The 22,737-nt window shown below is 66.9% G+C and carries 22 protein-coding genes and 1 pseudogene; 12 read left to right on the plus strand and 11 right to left on the minus strand.

The genetic code is table 11. The features are described from left to right. Positions 1 to 86: 86 nt before the first annotated feature. The 6 genes from Q7V45_RS19050 to Q7V45_RS19075 are packed head-to-tail and all read right to left on the minus strand — an operon-like array spanning position 87 to position 5,586. The gene (locus Q7V45_RS19050) at positions 87 to 1,202 is read right to left on the minus strand and encodes an FAD-binding oxidoreductase (RefSeq protein ID WP_304854928.1); all 1,116 of its coding nucleotides are present in this window, start codon (positions 1,200 to 1,202) and stop codon (positions 87 to 89) included. Position 1,203: 1 nt separating this feature from the next. Continuing rightward, complete coding sequence (locus tag Q7V45_RS19055) at positions 1,204 to 2,613, minus strand: NAD(P)/FAD-dependent oxidoreductase (RefSeq protein WP_304854930.1); 1,410 nt, start codon at positions 2,611 to 2,613, stop codon at positions 1,204 to 1,206. Next, the gene (locus tag Q7V45_RS19060) at positions 2,610 to 2,903 is read right to left on the minus strand and encodes a (2Fe-2S)-binding protein (protein ID WP_304854932.1); all 294 of its coding nucleotides are present in this window, start codon (positions 2,901 to 2,903) and stop codon (positions 2,610 to 2,612) included. The genes Q7V45_RS19055 and Q7V45_RS19060 overlap by 4 nt, the downstream gene beginning before the upstream one ends. After that, a complete protein-coding gene (locus Q7V45_RS19065; RefSeq protein WP_304854934.1) occupies positions 2,884 to 4,023 on the minus strand; it encodes an FAD-binding oxidoreductase in 1,140 nt (379 codons plus the stop codon). The genes Q7V45_RS19060 and Q7V45_RS19065 overlap by 20 nt, the downstream gene beginning before the upstream one ends. Then, positions 4,013 to 4,636 carry a histidine phosphatase family protein gene (locus Q7V45_RS19070; RefSeq protein WP_304854935.1) on the minus strand — a complete coding sequence of 208 codons (624 nt, stop codon included), beginning with the start codon at positions 4,634 to 4,636 and terminating at the stop codon, positions 4,013 to 4,015. The genes Q7V45_RS19065 and Q7V45_RS19070 overlap by 11 nt, the downstream gene beginning before the upstream one ends. Before the next feature lie 17 nt (positions 4,637 to 4,653). Beyond that, positions 4,654 to 5,586 (minus strand): SAM-dependent methyltransferase, encoded by a 933-nt coding sequence (locus Q7V45_RS19075; RefSeq protein WP_304854936.1) that lies wholly within the window; start codon positions 5,584 to 5,586, stop codon positions 4,654 to 4,656. Between the two features lie 98 nt (positions 5,587 to 5,684). Here Q7V45_RS19075 and Q7V45_RS19080 point away from each other — a divergent pair, with 98 nt between their 5' ends. Next, positions 5,685 to 6,278: a hypothetical protein gene (locus Q7V45_RS19080; protein ID WP_304854937.1), complete on the plus strand. Its 594-nt coding sequence runs from the start codon at positions 5,685 to 5,687 to the stop codon at positions 6,276 to 6,278. A gap of 61 nt (positions 6,279 to 6,339) precedes the next feature. On the opposite strand, the gene Q7V45_RS19085 is transcribed toward Q7V45_RS19080, so the two are convergent. Further along, positions 6,340 to 8,508, minus strand: a complete 2,169-nt coding sequence (locus Q7V45_RS19085; protein ID WP_304854939.1) for a serine/threonine-protein kinase — start codon at positions 8,506 to 8,508, stop codon at positions 6,340 to 6,342. A 64-nt stretch (positions 8,509 to 8,572) separates the two neighbouring features. Further along, positions 8,573 to 10,411, minus strand: a complete 1,839-nt coding sequence (locus Q7V45_RS19090; protein WP_304854941.1) for a serine/threonine-protein kinase — start codon at positions 10,409 to 10,411, stop codon at positions 8,573 to 8,575. A gap of 87 nt (positions 10,412 to 10,498) precedes the next feature. On the opposite strand from Q7V45_RS19090, the gene Q7V45_RS19095 reads away from it, so the two are divergent. The 3 genes and pseudogenes from Q7V45_RS19095 to Q7V45_RS19105 all read left to right on the plus strand — a co-directional run bounded on the left by Q7V45_RS19095 (position 10,499) and on the right by Q7V45_RS19105 (position 13,300). Next, positions 10,499 to 10,639 (plus strand): hypothetical protein, encoded by a 141-nt coding sequence (locus tag Q7V45_RS19095; RefSeq protein WP_304854944.1) that lies wholly within the window; start codon positions 10,499 to 10,501, stop codon positions 10,637 to 10,639. 48 nt (positions 10,640 to 10,687) lie between these two features. Continuing rightward, positions 10,688 to 13,030, plus strand: a pseudogene (locus tag Q7V45_RS19100) (xanthine dehydrogenase family protein molybdopterin-binding subunit). A 6-nt stretch (positions 13,031 to 13,036) separates the two neighbouring features. Next, a complete protein-coding gene (locus Q7V45_RS19105; protein WP_304854945.1) occupies positions 13,037 to 13,300 on the plus strand; it encodes a hypothetical protein in 264 nt (87 codons plus the stop codon). Between the two features lie 6 nt (positions 13,301 to 13,306). On the opposite strand, the gene Q7V45_RS19110 is transcribed toward Q7V45_RS19105, so the two are convergent. Next, a complete protein-coding gene (locus Q7V45_RS19110) occupies positions 13,307 to 13,654 on the minus strand; it encodes a hypothetical protein (protein ID WP_304854947.1) in 348 nt (115 codons plus the stop codon). Positions 13,655 to 13,934: 280 nt separating this feature from the next. On the opposite strand from Q7V45_RS19110, the gene Q7V45_RS19115 reads away from it, so the two are divergent. From Q7V45_RS19115 to Q7V45_RS19135, 5 genes are all read left to right on the plus strand, one after another. Further along, positions 13,935 to 14,756 carry a hypothetical protein gene (locus tag Q7V45_RS19115; RefSeq protein ID WP_304854948.1) on the plus strand — a complete coding sequence of 274 codons (822 nt, stop codon included), beginning with the start codon at positions 13,935 to 13,937 and terminating at the stop codon, positions 14,754 to 14,756. Positions 14,757 to 14,767: 11 nt separating this feature from the next. Next, positions 14,768 to 15,877: a hypothetical protein gene (locus Q7V45_RS19120; RefSeq protein WP_304854949.1), complete on the plus strand. Its 1,110-nt coding sequence runs from the start codon at positions 14,768 to 14,770 to the stop codon at positions 15,875 to 15,877. A gap of 76 nt (positions 15,878 to 15,953) precedes the next feature. Further along, complete coding sequence (locus Q7V45_RS19125; protein ID WP_304854950.1) at positions 15,954 to 16,436, plus strand: SRPBCC family protein; 483 nt, start codon at positions 15,954 to 15,956, stop codon at positions 16,434 to 16,436. Between the two features lie 68 nt (positions 16,437 to 16,504). Next, positions 16,505 to 17,050: an ester cyclase gene (locus tag Q7V45_RS19130; protein ID WP_304854951.1), complete on the plus strand. Its 546-nt coding sequence runs from the start codon at positions 16,505 to 16,507 to the stop codon at positions 17,048 to 17,050. Between the two features lie 491 nt (positions 17,051 to 17,541). Beyond that, complete coding sequence (locus Q7V45_RS19135) at positions 17,542 to 18,420, plus strand: FkbM family methyltransferase (RefSeq protein WP_304854952.1); 879 nt, start codon at positions 17,542 to 17,544, stop codon at positions 18,418 to 18,420. Here Q7V45_RS19135 and Q7V45_RS19140 read toward each other — a convergent pair. Then, positions 18,417 to 19,511 carry a serine hydrolase gene (locus tag Q7V45_RS19140; RefSeq protein ID WP_304854954.1) on the minus strand — a complete coding sequence of 365 codons (1,095 nt, stop codon included), beginning with the start codon at positions 19,509 to 19,511 and terminating at the stop codon, positions 18,417 to 18,419. The two genes, Q7V45_RS19135 and Q7V45_RS19140, sit on opposite strands and share 4 nt — an antisense overlap. A 165-nt stretch (positions 19,512 to 19,676) precedes the next feature. Then, complete coding sequence (locus Q7V45_RS19145; RefSeq protein WP_304854955.1) at positions 19,677 to 20,198, minus strand: hypothetical protein; 522 nt, start codon at positions 20,196 to 20,198, stop codon at positions 19,677 to 19,679. Positions 20,199 to 20,278: 80 nt separating this feature from the next. Between Q7V45_RS19145 and Q7V45_RS19150 the strand changes: the two genes are divergently transcribed. From Q7V45_RS19150 to grrM, 3 genes are all read left to right on the plus strand, one after another. Further along, complete coding sequence (locus tag Q7V45_RS19150; protein WP_304854957.1) at positions 20,279 to 20,785, plus strand: hypothetical protein; 507 nt, start codon at positions 20,279 to 20,281, stop codon at positions 20,783 to 20,785. 270 nt (positions 20,786 to 21,055) lie between these two features. Then, a complete protein-coding gene (grrA, locus tag Q7V45_RS19155; protein ID WP_304854958.1) occupies positions 21,056 to 21,388 on the plus strand; it encodes a GrrA/OscA1 family cyclophane-containing rSAM-modified RiPP in 333 nt (110 codons plus the stop codon). Further along, on the plus strand, positions 21,385 to 22,584 hold the full coding sequence (grrM, locus tag Q7V45_RS19160) for a cyclophane-forming radical SAM/SPASM peptide maturase GrrM/OscB (protein ID WP_304854959.1): 1,200 nt from the start codon (positions 21,385 to 21,387) through the stop codon (positions 22,582 to 22,584). The genes grrA and grrM overlap by 4 nt, the downstream gene beginning before the upstream one ends. Positions 22,585 to 22,737: the final 153 nt, after the last annotated feature.

The following is a 22,737-nucleotide window of genomic DNA, read 5'->3' on the forward strand; positions in this document are numbered from 1 at the left end:
TTTTTTGGTCGTTATGCAGTGCGTCGGCACACGCTGGGCATTCCACCAACATTGTCATCCCGAGCGCAAGCGAGGGACCTTTGCTCTTACTTGGCGGCAAACCGCTCGATTCCGAGTCCATCGATCGGCGTGTTGGTCGAGCCGGTGGCGACCAGCTCCGCCATCACCGCCCCCGTTCCCGGGCCGAGCTGGAAGCCATGTGTCGAGAAGCCGAACTGGTGGAAGACGCCCTCCGAGGTCGAGCTCCGACCGACGACGGGAATGCCGTCCGGCATGTAGGCCTCGATGCCGGCCCAGGCGCGCACGATCGTGGCCTGGTGCATGGCCGGGAACAGCTCCCACACCGTACGCGCGCTGATCGCGAGCTTTTCCCAGTCGAGCACCGTCTCGTTGCTGTCGCGATAGGGCGTCGAGAGATGCCCGCCGCCGATCACCACGGTGCCGTTTTCGAGCTGCTTGAAGGAGAGCTTGCGACCGCGCAGAATCACCACCGGCTTGATGAACGCTGCCAGCCGGCTGGTTACCATCAGCATCGGCGCCACGACGGCCAGCGGCACCGGCTCGCCCAGCATTGCGGCGATGCGATCGGCCCACGCCCCGGCGGCGTTCACAATCTTCGGCGCCTCGAAGTCCCCGTCCGTCGTCTCGACCCGCCAGTTGGCGCCGCTCCTGGAAAGCCCGGTGACGGTCACGCCTTCGATCACCTCCGCCCCCTTCTCGACGGCGCGGCGGCGGAAGGCCTGGGTCGTGCGGAACGGATCGGCCGCCCCGTCGCGGCGCGAGACGACTCCGCCGGGGCACCGTTCGGACACGGCCGGCACGAGGCGCCGCAGCTCGGAGGCATCGATCAGCTCCTCGTGCTCGAAACCACGCAGGCGGAGATCCTCGACCCGCTCGCGGAAACCCGCCAGTTCGGCCTCGTTCTCGGCCACCAGCACGGTGCCATGGGCGTCGAAGCCGCAATCGTCGCCGACCAGCTCCTCGATGCGCTCCCAGAGGTCCATCGACGAGATCGACAGCGGGATCTCGTGCAGGTCGCGCGCGAGCTGGCGCACGCCGCCAGCGTTCACGCCCGAGGCATGGCGGCCGGCATAGTCCTTCTCGATCAGGATCGGCTTCAGGCCACGCAACGCCAGATGCAGCGCCGTCGAGCAGCCGTGGATGCCGCCGCCGATGACCACCACATCGGCGGCGCGCGCCATGCTAGCGCTCCACGGCCTTGCGTTCGGCTTCGCTGATCGGCAGCGAGGCGAGTTCGGCCAGGGTGATCGGCTTCACCGGCGGACGCAGGCGGTAGTAGCCGACCTCGTCCGGCGTCGTCTTGCGTTCGGCCGCGATCAGTTCGGTGACGGTGAGACCGCACAGCCTTCCCTGGCAGGGACCCATGCCGCAGCGCAGGAAGGCCTTCATCTGGTTCGGCCCCTCACAACCCATCTGCGCCGTCTCGCGCACCTGTTTGGCGGTGACCTCCTCGCACCGGCAGGCGATCGTGTCGCCCTCGGGCAGGCGGAACGAATCGGCCGGCCGGTTGAGACAGTCGAGAAAGGCCCGCCCCATCTCTTCACGCTGCAGCCTCTGGCGGATCGCCTGCGTGTCCGGCACGGCGGCCTGGGGCTTCAACGCACGCACCGCGGCGATGGCAGCGATGCGGCCGCGCTCGGCGGCGGCGGTGCCGCCCGCGATTCCCGCCCCGTCACCGGCCACGGCAATGCCCGGCACCGAACTGCCGAACTCGGCATCGAGCACCGGCACGAAACAGAGCTGGCGGTCGTTCCAGACATGCGCCACGCCCGCTGCGTTCGCGAGGTTGACGTTGGGGACGACGCCCTGGTGCAGCAGCAGCAGGTCGACCGGCAGGCGTCGCGTGCCGCCGGCCCCGGAGAAGACGACCTCGCGCACCCGGTCGGTGCCGACCGCCTCGATCGTAGCGGCGCGATGCACCGGTACCTTGGCGCGGACCTCGCGCAACAGCGCCAGCCCCTTGGCGAAATAGGGCGACAGCGCGAAGTCGGGCAGATGCAGCATCGCCTGCAGCCAGTTGCGGCGCGGCGTGGTGTCGAGGATGGCGTCGATCCTGCCGCCGGCGCGCAGGGTCTGCGCCGCCAGCAGCCACAGCAGCGGCCCGCTGCCCGCCAGCACGGTGCGGCCGCCGACGACGAGGCCCTGGGCCTTCAGCGCGGTCTGGGCCGCGCCCGCCGTCATGACGCCCGGCAGGGTCCAGCCGGGAATCGGGAACGGCCGCTCCTGCGAGCCGGTGGCGATGATGACTCTGCCGGCTTCGATCAGGCGCGCCTTGCCGCCGAGCGAGACGCCGACGAGGCGCTGCCGGTCGAGGCTCCACACGGTCGCGCCGTTCACGATCAACGCGCCGCTCGCCTTCGCCTCGTCGGCCAGGGCTGCGCCGTCCCAGTAATCCTCGCCCAGGATCGCGCGGCTCCTGACCGGCGTGGAGGTGATGGCGCGATAGATCTGACCGCCGACGCCGGGATTCTCGTCGAACAGCACGGTCGACACGCCCGCCCGTGCGGCCAGCGCCGCGGCCGCGAGCCCCGCCGGCCCGCCGCCAATGACGACCAGTTCATAAGACGGTGCGAGGTCCGCCGCCGCAGTCATCGTCCGGCCTCCCGGCGGCCGAGCTGGGTCTCGACCTTCATGCCCTCCCGTACCGGGATCAGGCAGCCCTGCCGGCTGCCGACGCCGTCGACCGTGACGAGGCAGTCGAAGCACACGCCCATCAGGCAATAGGGCGCGCGCGGCGCGCCGGTGACGGGCGTGGTGCGGCAATGGTCGATGCCGGCGGCCAGCAGCGCGGCGGCGACCGTGTCGCCGGCTCGGGCGGTCACCGTCTTGCCATCGACGGAGATCGCAATGGCGGGGCTGCTGTCAGCCAGCCTCTTGAACATGGAACCTCCGGGCACTGAACGGGGCGACGAGCGAAGCGTCGAGTGCGCCGCGGGCGATCATCGGCGCGATGGTGAGCGCATGGTTGGCGGCCAGGGTCACGCCGGAATGGCAGCAGACGGTGAAGGCGCCGGGATGGGTCTGCGACTCGTCGTAGATCGGGAAGCCGTCCTGGGTCATGACGCGGATGGCGCTCCAGGTGCGCACCACGTTCACGTTGGCGAGCAGCGGGAACTGGCGCACCGCGCGTTCGGCCTCGGTGGCGCTGACGCCGATCGTCAGGCCGCTGGGATCGACACTCTCCTCCTTGGAATCGCCGATCATCACCGTGCCCTCGTCGGTCTGGCGCAAGGTGACGACGGGATGGTTGAGGAAGGGCCGCAGCCGTTCGGTGACGACGATCTGCCCGCGCTCGGGGCGCATCGGCGCCTCGAGCCCAACCATCGGCGCGAGGCGCATGTTGGCGTTTCCGGCCGCCAGCGCCACCTTGGCCGCCCGAATCTCGCCGTAGGGCGTCGCCAGCCTGAACTCGCCCGCCTCCTTGGTGATCGCATCGACGCGGTGGCTCGGCAGGTAGGTAACGCCGCGGGCGTTGAGGGCGGCGTGCAGCGTGCGGAACAGGCGCAGCGAATTCACGTGGCCGTCGAGCGGACAGAAACTGCCGCCCACCACCTCGGGCCCGATGTCGGGCAGCATCGCCTTGACCTGATCATGGGTCAGGATCTCGGTCTTGTAGTCGACGATGCCGGGCTGGTTGTGCAGCCGCTTCAGCACGTTGGCGCGCGCCTCCAGCTCCTTCTCCGACAGGCAGAGATGGAAGCCGCCAGGCCGCTGGAACGAGACGTCGAGGCCGGTCTCCTGCTTCAGGAGGTCGGAGAAGCCACGCCAGGCGTTGGAGGAACGGATCGTCCAGCCGGCATAGGGCGCCAGTCCCAGCCCCTTGCTCTGCACCCAGACCAGCGCGAAGTTTCCGCGGCTTGCACGAACCGCGCGATCCCCCTCGTCGAGGATGACGACCCGGCAACCCTCGCGCGACAGGCCCCAGGCGGTGGCGACGCCGACCAGCCCGCCGCCCACCACCGCGACGTCGAATTCGTCACCGGCCCTCGCTTCAGTGGCCATGGCTGGCGATGCGCGCTGCGGTGTCGCGATGGAGCCGATAGAACGCGTCCTGCGGCTGATCCATATCGAGGATCTCCGCCTCGGGCACACGCAGGAACAGGCCGCGCAGCACCCGACCGATGCCGCCGTGCGCGAACACGGCGACGGGCCGTTCGACCGCAAGTGCCGCGATATCGTCCAGGGCGGCCTGGGCACGCGCGGCGGCCATGACGTAGTTCTCGCCGCCGGGCGGCTCGTAGGTCCAGCGATCGAGCCGGCGCGCCGCCATCGCGCCCGGCCAGCGTGCCTCGATTTCAGGACCCGTGAGTCCATCCCATTCGCCCCAACTCATCTCACGGAGGCGCGGATCGAAGCACTGCTCGTCGTGCGTGAGGCCCGCCGATTCAGCCGCCAGCGCCAGAGTCTCGCGAACGCGCCCGAGCGGACTTGCTCGTACGACAACGTTTGCAGGCGCGTGCCCCGCACTGTGCAGTTCCTTGGCCAGCACCCGCCCCATGGCGCGAGCCTGTGCGCGCCCGGTCTCGGTCAGTGGCGAATCGAGGAAGCCCTGCGCACGCTTCTCAGCGTTCCAGACGGTCTCGCCATGGCGGAATACGTAAACGGGATAATGCACGATTGCCTTCTCTGCGGTTAGCGCCCTTCGGAAAAGTCTAGCATGAACGTCAACTCGTGCTTGTTGTAGTGCAGGTGCAGGACGCGTGCCCCCGGCAGCCGGGCGAAGGCGGCCGCTGTCTCATGATCGGTCTCGCCCTGGAACTTGATGGTGCAGACGAAGTTCCGGACCAGGCCGGCGGCCCGCCAGCGTTCGACCAGGCGCAACAGACGTGCCGGGTAGCAGATCACGTCGGAAAAAAGCCAGTCGACGGGCCCGACGCTGGCGGGATCGAGTCCGAATGCGCTTTCGCCCCGCCATTCGACACCCGGCATGGCCGCCACTTTGGGATCGAGCGGCGCCTTGTCGACCGCGACCACGTTGGCGCCGAGCCGGGCCAGCACCCAGGTCCAGCCGCCGGGACAGGCCCCGAGATCGAGACAGCGTTCGCCCGGCTGCGGCCAGCGCCGCAAACGCACCAGCGCTTCCCAGAGTTTCAGGTAGGCACGGCTGGGTGGCCCGACCTTGTCCTCGACGAGTTCGACCTCGCCGTTGGGAAAAGGCGAACTGCAGGATGCCGCCGCGAGCATCCGGTCGGGCGCGAGCAGGGTCCATGATCCCAGCGGCGCGGCCGGCGCGGCCGTGGGAAAGACCACCGGCTTGGCCGAGACGTGCGGCAGCCTTTCCTGAATGAGCGCCGCGCGGCGATGATGGAGCGGTGCGTACATCGCCCAGTTGCGCTGGACGTCACGCAACGCCTTCGCCGCCGTGCCGATGGAGGCCACCGGCAGCTCGAGGCAGTCCCGCCAGATGTTGGCAGCCCAGGCGACCTCGTGCGCCGGCCCATCGGACAGGAGCAGGCGGCCATGTTCGGTGCTCACCGCGACGCCGGCCCTCCCGAGTTCCTCGCGCAGCTGGCTCTCGAATCCCTCGGCGGCGAGATAGGCGGTGGTCACGCGATCGGTTGGCATCGGAGATTGAACATAATCAATCTCACTGTAACAGGCCGGCCATGGAAAATCCGGCAAACCTCATGCTAGCGTTACGCAACTACGAGGGAGAGAGTCTCATGTTCACCAAACGCTTCCTGATCGCCGCGATGCTTGCCGGTTCGATCGCATTCACCGGCGCGACCACCGGCGCCGCCTATGCGCAGGGTCAGCCGATTGTCGGCATTTCGACGGTCGTCACCTATTCGATCGACGCAACCATCACCGCCATCGATCCGGCCAAGCGCACCGTCACCTTCACCGGTCCGGCCGGCCGCTCGCTTACGTCCAACGTCGGCGCCGGCGTGAAGATGGACACCAGCAAGGTCGGCGACCGCGTCTCGGTGGCCTTCGAGGAGAAGCTGTCCTTCGTCCTGTCCGGCCCGAACACCGCCACCCCGGGTGGCCGCGATGTCAGCGTCACCGCCGCGGCCACGACGGGCACCCGCGCCGCCGGCGTCATGGCCGACCAGACCGTCGCCAACTGGTGGGTTACGGGCGTCAACACCTCGGCCAACACGATCTCGCTCGTGAATCCGAACGGTGGAGAGGTCAAGACCTACAACGTCGTGGCTCCCGAGGGCCGCGCCCAGCTGCCGCGTGTGAAGACCGGCGACAAGCTGACGGCGATCGACACGTCGGTGCTGGTTGTCGCGATCACGCCGAAGAAGTAGCGACGCTGGATGAGAGTGGCGGTGCTGGCTCGGACCTGGCCAGCGCCGCCTCCCCAGGGAGTCAGCCGGCGCGCCGGGTCAACGTCCCCTGGATGCGCAGACCGGCGCCGCGCAGGTCGAGTATCAACCGATCGCCAAGCACGTGTCCCTGCACGCCGAGAGGGATCAGGGAGCAGGTCAGATTTGCCTGGAGACGCACCTCACCGCTGACGTCGCCGCCGGCCGATACGGCGAGAGCAATCGTCGCCGAACCGCAGGCTGGACTGGAGATCCGCCCGGACAGTCGGTCGCCTGCGATCCCCAGTTCGGCCGTGAGAACGCGGGAGATGCCCCCGGTATCGACGGCCGACAGGGACCCGGCATAGGAACCGTCGAACCTTCCCGCGATCGGACCGGGTGCAGCGACCTGTCGCGTGGGCGACGGCGGCGCTCCAAGCGTCAGGTTGGCCGAGCCGCCGTCCACCGCGCCGCTGAAGGTCAACCATAGGTGGCCGTTTGCGGCCTGGCCCTGGATGGCCAGGGGAAATCGCGAGCAAGAAGCATCGACGCCCTGGGCATCGCCCGTGATCGCGCCCGATGACGATATGCGAACCGACATGGGCATGGCACCGCAACGCGCGCTGGTCATCGTGCCGCTCCCGCTGCCGTTGGCGACACGCAGGGAGATCGCATGGGCGGGGCTTGCCTGAAGTGCCACCGGCCCTGAGGGCGAAAAAAATCCAACATACGTCCCGTCGAACGGAGCCGCTGCAGGCGCAGGGGCCGGCGTGGCAGGCGCGCTGGCGGCGGCGCGCATCCGAACCTCCTCCTCGGCTCTCCTCTTTTCGTCGTCGGCCTTGCGCTGGAGAACCAGGAACTGCGGCGCTGTGAGAAATCCAGTCGCCGGCTGACCCTGGGCTTTTTGCCAGGCTGCAATCATCTCGCGCGACCGCGGACCGAACGTACCATCGCTGCCGCGTGTGTCGAAGCCCGCAGCCGTCAACGCTATCTGGACCTTCTGTCGCTCCGGCGAGCCAAGACGAAGGCTGGCCTCCACCGATTCGGCCGGGCTGCGTGCCTCCCGTTCCACCTGCTGCGGCGCCGCCGGGGCCTCCAACTTGCTGGCATCGGTGAGCGAGTCGACCTTTGCACTCTGGGTTTGGAGGGGTTGCCGGTAGCCGTCCCTCGCCTCCCAGGCCAAGAACGCGCCGGCAGCCACGGTGACGAGCGACACCGCCGCCAGCCCGCGCTGCAACGCACTCCTCGTGGCAGGCGCGCTCACCTGCATCACCTCTGGAGCCGCGATCGACACCGTCCGGGCAGACCGCAACACCACCGTGGCGTCGCTGTCGCCCACGACCGTCCTGCTGAGAATGCTCTTCCAGTCGGCAATCGTCTGCGGCCGGGCGCTTGCCTTCACCGCCAATCCCGCATCGATTCCCTGCAGCAGGCTGCGACTGAAGCCAGCGGGCTGCAGGAGTCCGAGGGGCTCGTATCGGTCGTCCGCCATACGATCGAAGACGTTCGGGGGCGGTCGGCCACGGATGGCGTGGTAGAACGTGGCCGATAGCGCATAGATGTCGGTCCATGGTCCTTGTCGCGCCGAGGTCACCTGCTCGGCCGCCGCGTAGCCGGGCGTGAAGACCGCAGTCAGTACCGAGCTGCGGTCGGCAATTGCCGCCCGCGACGCACCGAAGTCGATCAGCGTGGGATCACCTTCGCCATCGATCAGAATGTTCGCCGGCTTGATGTCGCGGTGGAGGAAGCCATTTGCATGAACGCGCGCCAGTCCGTCGAGGAGTGGCCACAGCAGGCGTTCAATTGCGCCCGCAGCGAGTGGACCGGTGCGGCTCAAACGATGCTCGAGCGTCTCGCCATGAACCAGTTCCATGACGATGTAGGCGGTGCCGTTGAACTCGAGGAAATCGAAGACCCGCACGATCGCCGGCGACTTCTGCAACCGCGCCAGGGTGCGCCCCTCCTCGACGAAGCGAGCGCGGCCCCAAGTGAAATCTTCGGCTTCCGCCGGTGAGCGTGGCATCACCGTGGTGCCATCCTGGCGAACGGCGAGGGCCGCGGGCAGGTATTCCTTGATCGCGACCTCGCGGCCGAGCTGCCGGTCGAGTGCCCGATACGTAATGCCGAATCCGCCTTGACCGAGAACGCCCAGCAGCTCGTAACGGCCGACTGTCTGCCCCTTCCGGAGCGCTACAAAATCGGCCCCCGCTGGCGTATCTGGCGGCTGGTCCATAGGGCATACTATGCGCCAATGCCGCGAGGAGGACGAGCGTTCAGCGCGTCATCCGTGTTACGGATCAGCCGCCTCGCCGGCCCAGGGTGCCGCGCATCGCGCCACCCGTCGTGCGCAGTTCGATCGTGACCTGGTCGCCGACCGCCTTGCCGCTCGCGCTGAAGCTCCCCATGGAGCAGTCCCGGCCTTCGTAGATTCGGCCGCTGCCCGAAATGTCGCCGTTCGACGACACGGCGAGCGAAAGCGCCGAGGTGCCACAACCCGTCTGGGTGACCCGGCCGATCAGCTGGGTGCCGGCAATGCTCAGCTCCGCCGTCACGACTCCCGGCGCCTCGGCGAAGCCGCTGCTCGACAAGCCGCCCCCGTAGACACCGTCGTACGTCCCGCTGCCGGCCTTCGCCGCCGGCGACGCCCCCGTTTGCGACGCCGCAGGGCGGCCGGTCGATGCCGGCGGCGCATCGCGCAGCAGAGCCGGCACCTGCGCAGCGGTGAGAAAGCCGGTTGCCACATGACCCTTGGCTTTCTGCCAGGCACCGATCATCTCTCGCGAGCGTTGACCGAACGTGCCGTCCGAGCCGCGCGTATCGTAGCCCTGTGAGGTCAGGACCGCCTGGATTCGCTGGCGGTCGACCGGGAGAAGCTGGAGCGCTTCCTCGCCCTCGCGTGCAGCGACGGCCGGGTCGGCCTCGGGCGATGCCGTGGGCGCTGGCGCAACAGCGACCGTCTCGGTCGGTGGTCCCACCTGCGGCTGAGGCGGCGGCACCAGGGCGTAATAGGCGCCCACCGCGGCCAGCAACATCACCGCAACGGCGCCGATGGCAGCGGGCTTCCAGCGCGACGGAGGCTTGAAAGCGAGCGCCGCCGGTGGGGTGGGCGGTGTCGGGGGCGTGGGGGGTGTCGGCGGTGTCGGAGCCGTGGGCGGCGACGCGATCGGCTTCGGCATGACCTGCGTCGCATTGGCATCGACCATCGGCCCACCGAGCAGCGCGCGCCAGGCCGCGATCGTCGGCGGCCGCTCCTCGAAGCGCACTGCAAGTCCCGCATCGATGCCGGCAAGCAGCGTCGGCGAGAAGCCGGTGAGCTGCAGGCCGCTCAACGGCTGGTACGTATCCTCCAGCAGACGATCGAAGGCGCTGGGCGGCGCCCTGCCGGTAACCGCGTGATGCAGCGTCGCCGACAGGCCGTAAATGTCCGTCCACGGCCCCTGCTTGCCGGTGGTGAACTGCTCGGGCGCGGCATACCCCGGGGTGAAGATAGCCGTCATGGTCGAGGACCGGCCGGCAATGGCCAGTCGCGCCGCCCCGAAATCGATCAGCGTCGGAATGCCGGCGTCGCTCAGCAGGATGTTGCCGGGCTTGATGTCGCGATGCAGGAAGCCCGTTTCGTGGACCTTCTCCAGCCCCTCGAGCAGCGGCGGCAGGAATGTATCGACTTCCTGCGGCGATAGAGGCCCCGTCGCCTTGACGCGTTCCTCGAGCGTTCCCCCGCGCACGAGTTCCATCACCATGTAGGAAGTGCCGTTCGTCTCCACGAAGTCGAAAACCTTCACGATGGCCGGGGCATCATGGAGACTGGCGAGAGTCCGACCCTCGGCCACGAAGCGCTCGCGTCCCCACGAGAAGTCCTCCGCCACTTCGGTGGATCGTGGCAGGACCGACGCGCCGTCCTGGCGAATCGCAAGGGCTGGCGGCAGATATTCCTTCAGCGCGACTTCGCGGTCGAGCTGGGTGTCGCGGACCCGGTAGGTGATGCCGAAGCCGCCCTGACCGAGCACTTCAAGGACCTCATAGCGGCCGACGACGCGGCCCGGCGCCAGCGCCACATAGTCGACGACAGCATCGGCGGCGGCTGCCGGCTCGATGGGCTCGGCAGGCTGTTCGCCGGTGTCGTCCTTGATATGCATGTTACTCCTGCCCCCGTGACGCAACGTCCCGGGAACGCTGGCGTTCCTCAGGGACCCGCCAGAGCAGGTGTTGTGAGAGAGGCTACCATGACTTTCAAAATCCTGGACGCAGAGCCGGCCACCGATCTCTACAAGTCTGAAATTCGCATCCCTACCGCGGGTACCTGGGTGGCACTCGGCGCCGGCATTCTCGTCGTCGCAGCGGGGTTCGCCTGGACGATCCTGTAGCGAGCCCGTTCCGGGCGGGTTAACCTCCGGAGAACACGGAGGAATTTCATGGCGAAGTTCGGCATTGGTCAGTCGGTACGGCGGGTCGAGGACCCACGCCTCCTCACCGGCGGTGGTCGCTATACGGACGACACGAAGCTCTCGGCCCCGGCGGCCCGCGCCTACGTTCTTCGCTCGCCGCATGCTCATGCCGACATCAAGAGCATCGACACCGAGGCGGCAAAGAAGGCGCCCGGTGTCCTGCTGGTCCTCACCGGCGCGGACGTGAAGGCCGCCGGCTACGGCGACCTGCCCTGCCTGGTGCCCGTTACCAACCGTGACGGTACGCCCCGCGGTGAGACACCCCGACCGATGCTCGCCCAGGGACGCGTCCGCCATGTCGGCGACCCGGTGGCGCTGGTCGTCGCGGAGACGCTGGAGCAGGCGAAGGACGCTGCCGAGTTGATCGAGGTCGACTACGAGGCGCGTCCCCACACCGTCGGCACCTTCGAATCGGCCCAACCGGGCGCACCGCTGGTCCATGACCATATCAAGGACAATCTCGTCTTCGACTGGGAGATGGGGGACCGGGCGCGCACCGAGGCGGCCTTTGCCAAGGCCGACCGCGTCGTGAAACTCGAGATCGTGAACAACCGATTGGTCGTGAACTCGATGGAGCCGCGCGGCGCCATCTGCGAATACGATCCGGCCGACGACCGCTCGACCCTGTGGGTCTCCTCGCAAGGCGTCAGCGTCATCCGGCCCGTGGTCGCCGACATGATCCTGAAGATCGGCCAGCCCAAACTGCGGGTGCGCACCGGCGACGTGGGCGGCGGCTTCGGCATGAAGATCTTCGTTCACCCGGAGTATCCGCTGGTCGTGTGGGCCAGCCGCGAGCTCAAGCGCACGGTGAAGTGGATTCCCGACCGCCAGGAAGCCTTCCTGTCCGACGTGCAGGGCCGCGACCATGTCTCGCTGGCCGAGATGGCGCTCGACAAGGATTGCAAATTCCTGGGCCTCCGGGTCACGACCCATGCGGCACTCGGCGCCTATCTCAGCCATTTCGGCGCCTTCATCCCGACGATGGCCGGCAGCGGCATGCTGGCCGGCCTCTACTAGACGCCCGCGATCTACGTGAACGTGAAGGGCGTGATGACCAACACCGTGCCGACCGATGCCTATCGCGGCGCCGGCCGGCCCGAGGCGGCCTATCTGCTGGAACGCTTCGTCGACCATATCGGCCGCGAAACCGGCCTCGGCCCGGCGGAGATCCGCAAGCGCAACCTCGTGAAGCCCAACCAGATCCCCTGGAATACGGCTCTGGGCGACACGTTCGACTCCGGCGACTTCGACACCGTCATGCTGAAGGGCATGGAGAAGGCCGACTGGACCGGCTTCCCCGCCCGCCGCGCCGCCTCGCTCGCCAAGGGCAAGTGGCGCGGCATCGGCATGGCCACTTATGTCGAGAAGTGCTCGGGCGGTGCGCCGGAAAGCGCGATCGCCAAGTTCAACGAGGACGACACGATCACCGTCTTCGTCGGAGTCCAGACCAACGGCCAGGGCCATGAGACCGCCTTCACGCAGATCATGTCGGCCCGCCTCGGTGTCGATTCCGATCGCATCCGCATCGTGCAGGGCGATTCCGACTTTACGCCGGAGGGCATGACCGGTGGCAGCCGGTCCATTCCCGTGGCCGGCGCCGCCGTGCTGGGCGTCAGCGACAACATCATCGAGAAGGGCAAGCTGGTCGCCGCCTCGGCGATGGAAGCGGCTGTCGGCGACATCGAGTACGCCGACGCGACCTTCCGTATCGTCGGCACCGATCGCACGATGAGCCTGTTCGATGTGGCGCGCGCCGCCCGCGAGCCCAAGCACGTGCCGGAAGGCGGCAAACCCGGGCTGGACGACGCCTTCACCCGCACGCCGCAGGCCGCGACCTTCCCCAACGGCTGCCATGTCTGCGAACTCGAGATCGATCCCGACACCGGCACGCTGGAGATCCTGAACTACTCGATCATGGATGATTTCGGCACGGCGCTTAATCCAATGCTGCTGCAGGGCCAGGTCCATGGCGGCGTCGGCCAGGGGGTCGGCCAGGCGCTCACCGAAAAGACGATCTACGATCCCGAGTCCGGCCAGCTCATGAGCGGTTCGTTCATGGACTACGCCCTGCCCCGCGCCGACGTCGTGCCGCATGTGAAGTTCGACATGCACAACAGCCTGTGCACGACCAATCCGCTGGGCGTGAAGGGCGCGGGCGAGGCCGGCGCCATCGGCGCGCCGCCCTCCGTCATCAACGCCATCGTCGATGCGATCCATCCGCACACCGGCCTGAAGCATATCGACATGCCGGTCACGGCATCGTCTTTGTGGGCAGCCATCGAGGCCCATCGAACCAGGAAAGCAGCGTAGAGAGTCATGACCGACAACAAGAGCGATCCCACACTCGCCTCCGCCCTCTCCGATTCGGTGAAGGCGATCGACGCGGACTACACGGAAGAGATGCGGGAACTGCGCGCTCTCTTCGAAGAGGCACGTCTGGAAGCGGAGAAGGACGAGCCGAGCGACGTGAAGCTGAAGGCGCTTTTGAACGATGCCAACGAAATGGCACGCGCCTTCGCCACCCTCGATCCCGCCTGGGGTGCGGTCCAGAGGGTTGCGCGCATGTTCGGTATTCTCTGACGGGGATCAGTTTGCGATGCTGCGACGGCGCTCCAGCGCACGACGTATGATCCGCGCCACCTTCTCGTCGAGATAGAAAGCACGCTCGCTGCGGTACGTCTCGTAGCGGGCGATCTCAATGGCTCCTACGGCCGCTGCCAGGCGATCGGCGTCGATCTTGCGCTCGAAGGCGCAATGGATGGCCGGGCCGCATTCATCCTCGACAGTACGCACCGAATAGTGCCCGTGCGGCGGGAAGGTGACGATCAGGTCGTGAAGGGCCCGAGCGGTTTCCACGATGGGCTGGCCGCCATCGTCCGCCTGGCCAAGGACAAGGTAGGGGCTTATGTCCTCCAGGGTGGTTCTATCATTCATGGGGCGTCAACGACGTGTGCCGGGCAATAGTTGCGTTGATCCTCCAGCTTGTTCCGGCAAGGCAACCATTCGCGCAGATCGTCGTTGATCATTCGGCACGGACTGAGCCGCGGATGTACCGGTGAGTTCGTAAGGCCCGCCCGGCACTGTCGGAGCGGGTCTTTTGCGTCGATCGCGCGACATTCACCCGCCCTTCGTCTATGACTTCGGCACCTGCTCAGCTCCGGAGTCCTGCTTGTCGCGCTCTCCCATCGTTTAAAGTTTCGTTGCCTGTCTCCTGGTGTCTGCCCTCCCCGCCGCCGCACAGGACACCGTCACGGTCGGTGGCGAAAGGAAGCGGGCGTTCGGAACGCCGACGGCCTTCCAGAATGGCGACACGGCCTGCTACGTCACCCTGAAGGACGACCGCGGCGTCCCCTTCGACGAGCTTGCGGATTTCGATCTCTGCACCTTGGAGAAATCTCTCAAAGGCAAGCGCCTGGCGCTGACCTACAAGACCGCGCGCGTCATGGCAGGTTCGTGCCAGGGCAATCCCGATTGCAAGAAGAGCGAGACCGTCGTCCTGATCGCGTCCGCGAAGCCGGCGCCGCTCACCGCGCCGGCGCCTGCTGCCCCGATGCCGGCCAAGAGCGCACAAACCTCCTTCTGTACGCCGACCGAGACGATCGTGTTTTCGTGCCGCACGAGCCCGACAAAGCTCGTGTCGGTCTGCGCCTCCAGGGATGCCGCCCCCAACAAGGGCTACCTGCAATACCGGACCGGCAAGCCCGATTCGAGAGAGCCGCTCGACCTCACCCTGCCGGCCGCCCAGGTGCCACCACCCCAGGCGGCCAGCGGCGAATCGTTCCCGCTCGCCGGCGGCGGGGGGACTTGGCTACGCGTCTCGGCGAAGAACAACATCGCCTTCGTCGTCTATACCGGCATCGGCAATTGGGGGCCGCGAGGGGAGACGCGCGAGAAAGCCGGCGTCACCGTCGAACGCGATGGCAAGACAGTCGCCAACCTCAAATGCATCGGCAAGCCTCTCGGCCTGCTCGGCCCGGACTGGTTCGCGAAGGCCGGCATCACGGCCAAGGGCCAGGATTTCGACCTCCCCGAGTGACGAGAATGGCCATGTCGCGCCCCCTGAAGATCGTCACCGTCGCCCTTGCGTTCCTGCTGTCCTCCTTGGCGGGAGCGCGCGCGCAGGAACCCTGGCGTGCCTATGAAGGGCACGAAGCGATCGAGATCCCCTTCGCCAACGGCCCCATCTCCCGGCATCACGTGCCGGACATCTGGCTCAGCCTGAATGGCGCGAGGCCACGCCAGTTCGGCATGGACACCGGCTCAACGGGCATCGTGGTCTCGGCCGAGCACTTCATCCCCGGGCCACGCGACGTCTCTCAGGGCCCGGGCCGGCTGGTCTACAACAGCAGCGGCCGCGTCCTGACCGGCGAGCACTGGATGACGGACGTCGTGATCCGCCGCGACGAGCATACTCCGGTCGCCACGGCGCGCGTGCAGGTGCTGAGGGTCAACCAGATCACGTGCCTGCAACATGCGCGCGACTGCCGGCCGGAATTCGAGCCGCGCAATGTCAGCTACATGGGCATTGGCTTCGATCGCGGTGCTGCGCAGGCGACGGCTGGCAGCACCTCGCCGAAAAACCCCTTCGTGCACCTGGTTTCGCTGGCCTCCGGCCGACCTGTGAGCTCGGTGCGGCCAGGCTATGTCGTTACCCGCACCGGCGTGCATCTCGGCATGACACCCGCCCTTACCCGCCACATGGCCTTCGTGAAGCTGACGCCCAAGGCGCATCCTCCGGGCGTACCGGATTGGAACGGCGCGCCCATGACTGTCTCGGTCGATGGCGTTTCCGGCCAGGGCACGCTGCTCATGGATACCGGCATCAACTACATGTTCCTCTCGCCGCCGGCCGGTACGCGGCTGGAGCGCGGCCGGCGCGCGCCCGAGGGCACGCGGATCGAGCTCTTCATGCCCGATCGCCTTCGCCCGCAGCCCGCCTTCTACGAATTCAGGGTCGAGCGGCGCGGCAACCCGCTCCATCCCGAGCGGGTCGAGGTCGTGCACGACGCGACCATCTTCGTGAACACCAGCCGCATGTTCCTGGAAGGGTTCGACTATCTCTACGATGCCGCCGACGGCTATGTCGGCTACGGCTGGAACGGCCGGGTCAGTCACGAATATGGCGGAGTGACGCCGGGCGCCTACGGCGCGCCGTAGACATAATTGCAGGTTCGTGTCGGGAGCCGGTGGTGTCGTTCGTCCTTGGGATGAACGACCTCACAAGGAGCCCGAAATGACCGCCATGCCCGCAGACGCCCCCGCAAACGATCGCGAACTCGTCCTTACCCGCCAGATCGACGCCCCGCGCGAGAACGTCTATCGGTGCTGGACGGAACCGAAGCTGCTGAAGCAGTGGTTCGCGCCCAAGCCCTACGAGACGCCGGTCGTCGAGGTCGACGTGCGCCCCGGCGGCTCCAACCTGTTCGTGATGCGCGGACCCGACGGGCAGGACATGCCCAATCGCGGTGTCTATCTCGAGGTCGTGCCCAACGAGCGCCTGGTCGCCACCGACGCCTTCATCGAGGACTGGCAACCCTCGGCCAAGCCGTTCATGACGTTGATCCTCACCTTCGAGAAGCAAGGCGACAAGACGCTCTACACCGCCCGCGTCCGCCACTGGACGGTCGAAGATCGCGAGACCCACGAGAAGATGGGCTTCCACGTGGGCTGGGGCATCTGCACCGACCAGCTCGCCGCCCTGGCCGCGACCCTATAGTCCGGCAAGCGTCGGTCGCCCGAACGCTGTAGGCTGCCTCCGTTCACGATGACAGGAGGACAGCCGCCATGCCCGCTCACGACCTCGAAGCTCTTTGGGAGGAGCATTGCCGCCACGAATTCGAGACCCGCGACGTCGATGCGACGATGGCGACCATGGTCGCGGCACCGTATGTGAATCACATCCCGACCATGACGGGCGGAGTGGGACACGATCAGCTCAAGCGCTTCTACAAGTACCATTTCATCGGCAATAATCCCCCCGACACGGAGCTCCGCCCGGTGAGCCGCACGATCGGCGCAGACCAGATCGTCGACGAAATGGTGTTCAGCTTCACGCACACCAGTAGCGTGGACTGGATGCTCCCGGGCATCGCACCGACCGGCCGCAGAGTGGAAATTCCGCTGGTTGCCATCGTCCGTTTCGTCGATGGCAAGGTCGCCCACGAGCACATCTACTGGGACCAGGCGTCGGTTCTCGTACAAGTCGGCCTGCTCGACCCGAAAGGACTGCCGGTCGCCGGCATCGAAACGGCGCGCAAGGTCCTCGACAATGCACAGCCCAGCAACGCGCTCATGGCCCGCTGGGCCTCGAGCGAAGGCAAGCCGATCTAGCCTCTTGCAATCTGGATGCAACGCTCGCGTCCGCCGGTGGTTGACCTGGGAACACCCGGAGGACCACATGATTGGCAAGTCCCTGATCGCTCTATTCGCCTGCTCTGCGATGGCGGCAGCCGCTTGCGCGCAATCGCCAAGTAGCGGCGGCGCCTCCAGCGGCGGCATGTCGACATCGCCGGCCCCCGCCGGCACCTCGCCGACCGTTCCGCCGCCGCCCGCGGCTCCGCCGGCGAGCGGCAGCGTGCCTGTCAGCCCCCTGCCCTCGTCGCCCGGTGCTCCGAGCGCAGGACAACCGGGCGTCGGCTCCGATACGGGCCGTCAGGCGCCGCCCGCCGGAACCCGGTGAGGGTCGGCGCTACGCACCATCATATTGGCCTTGAGCACGATGGCCTCGTAAGCGCTTGCGCTCGGCGACGGGCCATGCGCTGTCGAGAAATTCGCCCACGGTGTGCGGAACCCGCGTCGCAAACGCGCTATACAGCCTTGGCATGATCCTGCCGCTGCACAAGACCATCGTCGGAATTATCAGGCGCCTCCCGCTCCCGGCCGCACGCTTCGCGTTCCGCGGCTACAACAAGGCGCTGCGCATGCTGAAGCCCGAACATCTCGCCACGACCTATTTTGGTGCACGCATCTATTGCAACCCGCTCGACCTGATCCAACGGATGATCCTTCACTTCGGCGTGTGGGAACCGGACGTTTCGCGGGTCATCGAGCAGAATCTGGCGCCGGGCGACGTCTTCGTCGATGTCGGCGCCAACATCGGCTACGACACGCTGCTGGCCTCTTCCCGCGTCGGACCCGCGGGCAAGGTCGTCGCGGTCGAGGCGTCGCCGCGCACTTTCGCGCTCCTGCAGCGCAACCTCGCGGCCAACTCCACTTCGTCCAACGTCCGTGCGGTGAATGCGGCGGTTTCCGATCAACCGGGCACTCTCGAACTCTATGAAGTCAACACGGGCAACATCGGCGCGGCCACCACGCTGGCCTCACGCGGCGGCACGCTCATGGCCTCGGTTGAAGCCTTGCCACTGGACAAGATCCTGACGCCGGAAGAACGCTCGCGGCTGCGACTCATCAAGATGGATGTCGAGGGTGCCGAGCCGCCGATCCTGCGCCATCTGCTGGAGCATCTCTCGACCTACCCGGCAACCCTGGACATCGTGGTCGAGGCGACTCCCGATGACGATCCCGAAGCGTGGCGCGACGTCTTCGACCGGATGCGTGCCGCAGGGTTCTCGGCCTGGGCGATCGACAACGACTACGAACTCGAATGGTACCTGCGCTGGCGTCGGCCGTCGGCGCTGCACCGCATCGACACCATGCCTGTACGCCAGCAGGACCTGCTGTTCACGCGACGCCCGCGTTAGACCATGCTCGCCAGCACCGCCTCCCGCAGCACACGCAGGGACGGCACCCACTGGTCGGGCGTGTCGTAGTTGCCGGCCGTTACCGCCACCACGAGGTCCATACCGGGGAATACCCAGAGGCGCTGGCCGCCATTGCCGTAGGCACCCTGGAAGCGTTCGAGGCGATTGCGGTTCCACCGCGGGCCGGACGGAACAGAGAACGCCATGTCGCCCATGTACCACTGGTAGCCATAGCGGCGGACCTCGTCGCAGCTCACATACTGTGTCGTAGCGCGCACGATCCAGTCCTTCGGGATGATGCGCCTTCCATCGATCTCCCCGCCTTGCAGGACCAGTTGTCCGATCCTCGCCAGGTCACGCGGCCGCAGGCGCAGGCCGGATGCCGCGAAGGCATCGCCCTTCTCGTCCGTCAACCACTCGCTGGGACCGAAATCCAGCGGCTCGAACAGGGCCTCGCGCGCGAAATCGTGCAGGCTCCTGCCGGTTCCCTCGACGATCATCCGCCCGAGCAGCGCCGTAGCGCCGCCGCTATAGACCCAGCGCGTGCCGGGTTCGAACACCACGGGCCGGCCGAGCACGTAGCGATAGCGATCAGGTGCGCGATCCATCTCGATCTCGCTGTTGGTCGGATCGGTGTAGGGCACACCGAGCTCGTCCCAGTCGGTGCCCATGGTCATGGTGAGCACGTGATGGACTGTCCACTGCGCGCGCGCCGGATCGCCCGCGAGATCGGCATGGGCCGGGAAGGACGAGAGAAGCGGCGCCTCGGGCGGCGGCACCTTCCCCTGCGAGAGCGCGAGTCCATACAGCAGGCCGACGATGCTCTTCGAGACCGAGCGCAGATCGTGCAGCGTATCGGGCCCGAAGGCGACGGTACCCAGCGACCGGCCGCGCGCATGGTCGGTGCCCGCGAAGTAGCGTTCGAGCAGCAGCTTGCCGTGGCGCGCAACCAGGACGGCATGGACGTTCCAGATGCGCTTGTCCGCGATCAGACGATCGAGCCTGGCAGAGAGGTCAGGCGCGAAGCCCGCCGCCTCAGGAGACTGAGTTTGCCAGGACGGCGGTTGAGCGGACGAAATCGACGGCGCCATGAGCATCGCTCCAAGCGATAAAAGTAAAAGCCGACGGTCTGGATGACGGACTGTCATGGTCCTCACGCTATCATGCCAGCGTGCGCGGCGCCGTTACACGAGAGAAGCCCCACGAGGCACCGAAGCTGCACCCCGACAACGTCGGGCCTTACGGACTGAAGTGAGTCAGGTTCGTCCCCACAATCTCATCAGCGGACCGTCAGTGCCCGCGACAGGATCCAATTCCGGCAAGGGAACCGCGGCCACAGCACGTCGGGCCGCCTCCCTCCCCATATCGCCCGGCCGCTTCTGGTCGAAACGACCGTTGCGCGGATAGGCACCGATGACCAGCAGATCGGCGCTGGCGTCGAGGCGCTGGTGTCCCGTCCCCGCCGGCAGAACCACGACATCGCCGGCAGCAACGTCGAAGGCACGACCGCCGGCACCTCCGAACTGCACGGTGGCACGGCCAGCGGCGATGCCAAGCACCTCATGCGTCCCGGTATGAAAGTGCAGGAAAGGATGAATGCCGTTTTGCCAGCCATCGCCCCAGCCATGCCTGGCGAAGAGGCCCTCGAACCAGGCCGCTGCGTCACGTCGCTCTCTTGCCGGCATGACGTCGCGGTACAGCAACACCGGCAGGGCTGGATTGTTCGGCGTCTCGTCGTCGCCCTTGAACGGAAACGCCAGGGGGTCAGCCATTTTCATGGCCGGATTGCATACCCACGGGCCGCCCCTGGCAACCATCGCCCCCCGCGCGGGTTGTAGGGGACCCGAAGGAGAACGACATGCGCCATCAGGTCCTGCCCGCGACCTCGCAGGACGTCGCTTGCCTTGCGACAATGCTGGAGGATGCACCCGGCTATCTCGACTGGCCCGAGAAAGAACCCGGTGATCGCCTGCTGGAGGCTTGTGCCTTCAGCACGCAGATATGGGCGGCCCGCAGGTTGAGCGATGGTTCGACCAGCGCGCTCTGGGGCGTGACACCTCGTCTCGACAATCCCGATGTGGGCTATCTCTGGATGCTGGCATCCGCCACATTCGACAGCGATTCGCGTGAATTCGCCATGCTGTGTCGGCTCGTGTTCGCCGAGATGCTCGACCAGTTTCCACGAATCGAGCAGTTCATCGATGCCCGCAGCGATCGTATGATCGATCTCCTGCGCGGCCTCGGCTTCACCATCGGCCAAGCCCGGCGGCAGCCCGGATCGCCGGACATCCTGCACCACGTTTGGCTGGAATCCGAACAACTCCGCCCCCCGTCGAGACATCCGAGCGGCATGACGATCCACTGATCGTCGACACAAACTCGCAAAATAGAAAGCCCCGCCGCCATTTCAGGCGCGGGGCCAGGTCGAGTACGCGATCCATCTGTCTTCGGTCACCATTACATCCGTGGCTCACCGAGGCAAACACCTCGCGGCCACTCGACCGCTAGTGCCAAACGGATATGGGCGTCCGATCCTGAACTTCAAGGGGCCCCCACGCGCGGCGCCGATTTCGTCGTTTTTAATTTGCGAATAGATCGCACCTCAGCCTAACGTAATCACCTTCAGGGAGAGCCTATGACCCACGATCGTCGTTCGTTGCGCGCGCTCGCTCAACTGCTGCCGTCGGGAGCGTTGGGACTTTCGGTCGGCCTGGCGGCTGCCGATGCGGCCGCCACGACAACTCCCGAACCTGACGGTGGGAAACCTTCGGTCGCCGTGCGCCTGGAGTCGCTTCGCACCGATGTCTCGGGCGCGATCGAGCAGTACCGTCGGGACGGTGAACCCTTCGTTGCGGTCGATCCCGAGCAGCTCCTTGCCTGGTGGGGCAATGGCGGCTGGCGCAACGGGGGGTGGCGCAACGGTGGCTGGGGGAACGGCGGTTGGCATAACGGCTGGCACAACTGGTGACCGTGACCGCCACGCCCGAAATCGGCATGGTGGTCGTGCAGCCGACGGCCTTCTGCAATATCGCCTGCACCTACTGCTATCTGCCCGACCGCTCGAACAAGCACGTGATCGCCCAGTCGACGGTGACACGGCTGTTCGAGCAGATCTTCGCGTCGGGCTGGTCTTGCCCGGAGATCACCGTGATCTGGCATGCCGGTGAACCGCTGGTGGTGCCGGTTTCCTTCTATCGCGAGGCCTTCGCGACCATCGAGCGGATGCGGCCGGCCTCGGTCCACGTCAAGCATTCCTTCCAGACCAATGGCACGCTGATCGACGCCGAGTGGTGCGCCCTTTTCAAGGACTGGAGTGTCGGCGTCGGGGTGAGCCTCGACGGGCCGCGCGAATTGCACGACCTTCACCGCAAGAGCCGCAGCGGCAAGGGCACCTTCGACAAGACCATCGCCGGCATCCGGTCCTTGCGTGAAAATCACGTCGATTTCCACGTGATCTCGGTCCTGTCGCATACCAGCCTCGACCAGCCGGAAGAGTTGCTCGATTTCTACCTTTCCGAAGGGATCGACCAGATCTGCTTCAACGTCGAGGAGTCCGAAGGCGATCATGTCTCGAGCCTGTTCCATGGCCCCGAGCTGCGAATACGCTATGCCGCCTTCCTGCGGAGCTTCTGGCATCTCGCTCGCCAAAGTGGACGGGTCCGCTTCGTCCGCGAAATCGATCTTGCGCTGCCGCGCCTGTTCCGGCCCGAAGGCGTGCCGGCGCGCAACATCCAGGTCGAGCCGCTGGCAATGCTGAACCTCGACAGCCACGGCAACGTCTCGAGCTTCTCGCCCGAGTTGCTGGGGCTGAAGAACAAGGACTATCGCGACTTCCTCCTGGGCAACATCAACTTCCAGTCCCTTCAGGAAATCCGCGACACCTGTCTGGCGTCGGCGCTCTACCGCGACATCACTGCGGGCGTGCAGGCCTGCAGCCGATCCTGCGACTACTTCTCGGTGTGCGGCGGCGGCGCGCCGGTCAACAAGCTGTTCGAGAACGGCAGCTTCACCGGCACCGAAACCTCGTACTGCACGCTGACGCAGATGGTCCCGACGGACCTGATCCTCGAAGCCTACGATCGCCTCGCGTACCGCCCGGCTACGGAGGCTCCGCGGCCCGTCGCCTCCCTATCGCCTGTTCATAGCGGCGACACCGCCGCTTAGCCGTCGAGGAAACCATGACCCGCAAGAAGCTCTTCGCCCTCGCCTCCCTGGTTGCCGCCGGCACGATGCTGGGCGGACTTACCGCCGGTGCGCAGCAACAGGCTCCACAAGCCGCGCCGTCGACGCCGAAGGATGCCGGGCCGACGCCGGGCG

Origin of the sequence: Reyranella sp., assembly GCF_030651995.1 — a bacterium.
Lineage (GTDB): Bacteria > Pseudomonadota > Alphaproteobacteria > Reyranellales > Reyranellaceae > Reyranella.

Coding starts and splice junctions, on each gene's coding strand:
- Q7V45_RS19050 (WP_304854928.1), bottom strand. CDS start 1,202: ATGGCGCGCGCCGCCGATGTGGTGGTCATCGGCGGCGGCATCCACGGC.
- Q7V45_RS19055 (WP_304854930.1), bottom strand. CDS start 2,613: ATGACTGCGGCGGCGGACCTCGCACCGTCTTATGAACTGGTCGTCATT.
- Q7V45_RS19060 (WP_304854932.1), bottom strand. CDS start 2,903: ATGTTCAAGAGGCTGGCTGACAGCAGCCCCGCCATTGCGATCTCCGTC.
- Q7V45_RS19065 (WP_304854934.1), bottom strand. CDS start 4,023: ATGGCCACTGAAGCGAGGGCCGGTGACGAATTCGACGTCGCGGTGGTG.
- Q7V45_RS19075 (WP_304854936.1), bottom strand. CDS start 5,586: ATGCCAACCGATCGCGTGACCACCGCCTATCTCGCCGCCGAGGGATTC.
- Q7V45_RS19080 (WP_304854937.1), top strand. CDS start 5,685: ATGTTCACCAAACGCTTCCTGATCGCCGCGATGCTTGCCGGTTCGATC.
- Q7V45_RS19085 (WP_304854939.1), bottom strand. CDS start 8,508: ATGGACCAGCCGCCAGATACGCCAGCGGGGGCCGATTTTGTAGCGCTC.
- Q7V45_RS19090 (WP_304854941.1), bottom strand. CDS start 10,411: ATGCATATCAAGGACGACACCGGCGAACAGCCTGCCGAGCCCATCGAG.
- Q7V45_RS19095 (WP_304854944.1), top strand. CDS start 10,499: ATGACTTTCAAAATCCTGGACGCAGAGCCGGCCACCGATCTCTACAAG.
- Q7V45_RS19105 (WP_304854945.1), top strand. CDS start 13,037: ATGACCGACAACAAGAGCGATCCCACACTCGCCTCCGCCCTCTCCGAT.
- Q7V45_RS19110 (WP_304854947.1), bottom strand. CDS start 13,654: ATGAATGATAGAACCACCCTGGAGGACATAAGCCCCTACCTTGTCCTT.
- Q7V45_RS19120 (WP_304854949.1), top strand. CDS start 14,768: ATGTCGCGCCCCCTGAAGATCGTCACCGTCGCCCTTGCGTTCCTGCTG.
- Q7V45_RS19125 (WP_304854950.1), top strand. CDS start 15,954: ATGACCGCCATGCCCGCAGACGCCCCCGCAAACGATCGCGAACTCGTC.
- Q7V45_RS19130 (WP_304854951.1), top strand. CDS start 16,505: ATGCCCGCTCACGACCTCGAAGCTCTTTGGGAGGAGCATTGCCGCCAC.
- Q7V45_RS19135 (WP_304854952.1), top strand. CDS start 17,542: ATGATCCTGCCGCTGCACAAGACCATCGTCGGAATTATCAGGCGCCTC.
- Q7V45_RS19140 (WP_304854954.1), bottom strand. CDS start 19,511: ATGGCGCCGTCGATTTCGTCCGCTCAACCGCCGTCCTGGCAAACTCAG.
- Q7V45_RS19145 (WP_304854955.1), bottom strand. CDS start 20,198: ATGAAAATGGCTGACCCCCTGGCGTTTCCGTTCAAGGGCGACGACGAG.
- Q7V45_RS19150 (WP_304854957.1), top strand. CDS start 20,279: ATGCGCCATCAGGTCCTGCCCGCGACCTCGCAGGACGTCGCTTGCCTT.
- grrA (WP_304854958.1), top strand. CDS start 21,056: ATGACCCACGATCGTCGTTCGTTGCGCGCGCTCGCTCAACTGCTGCCG.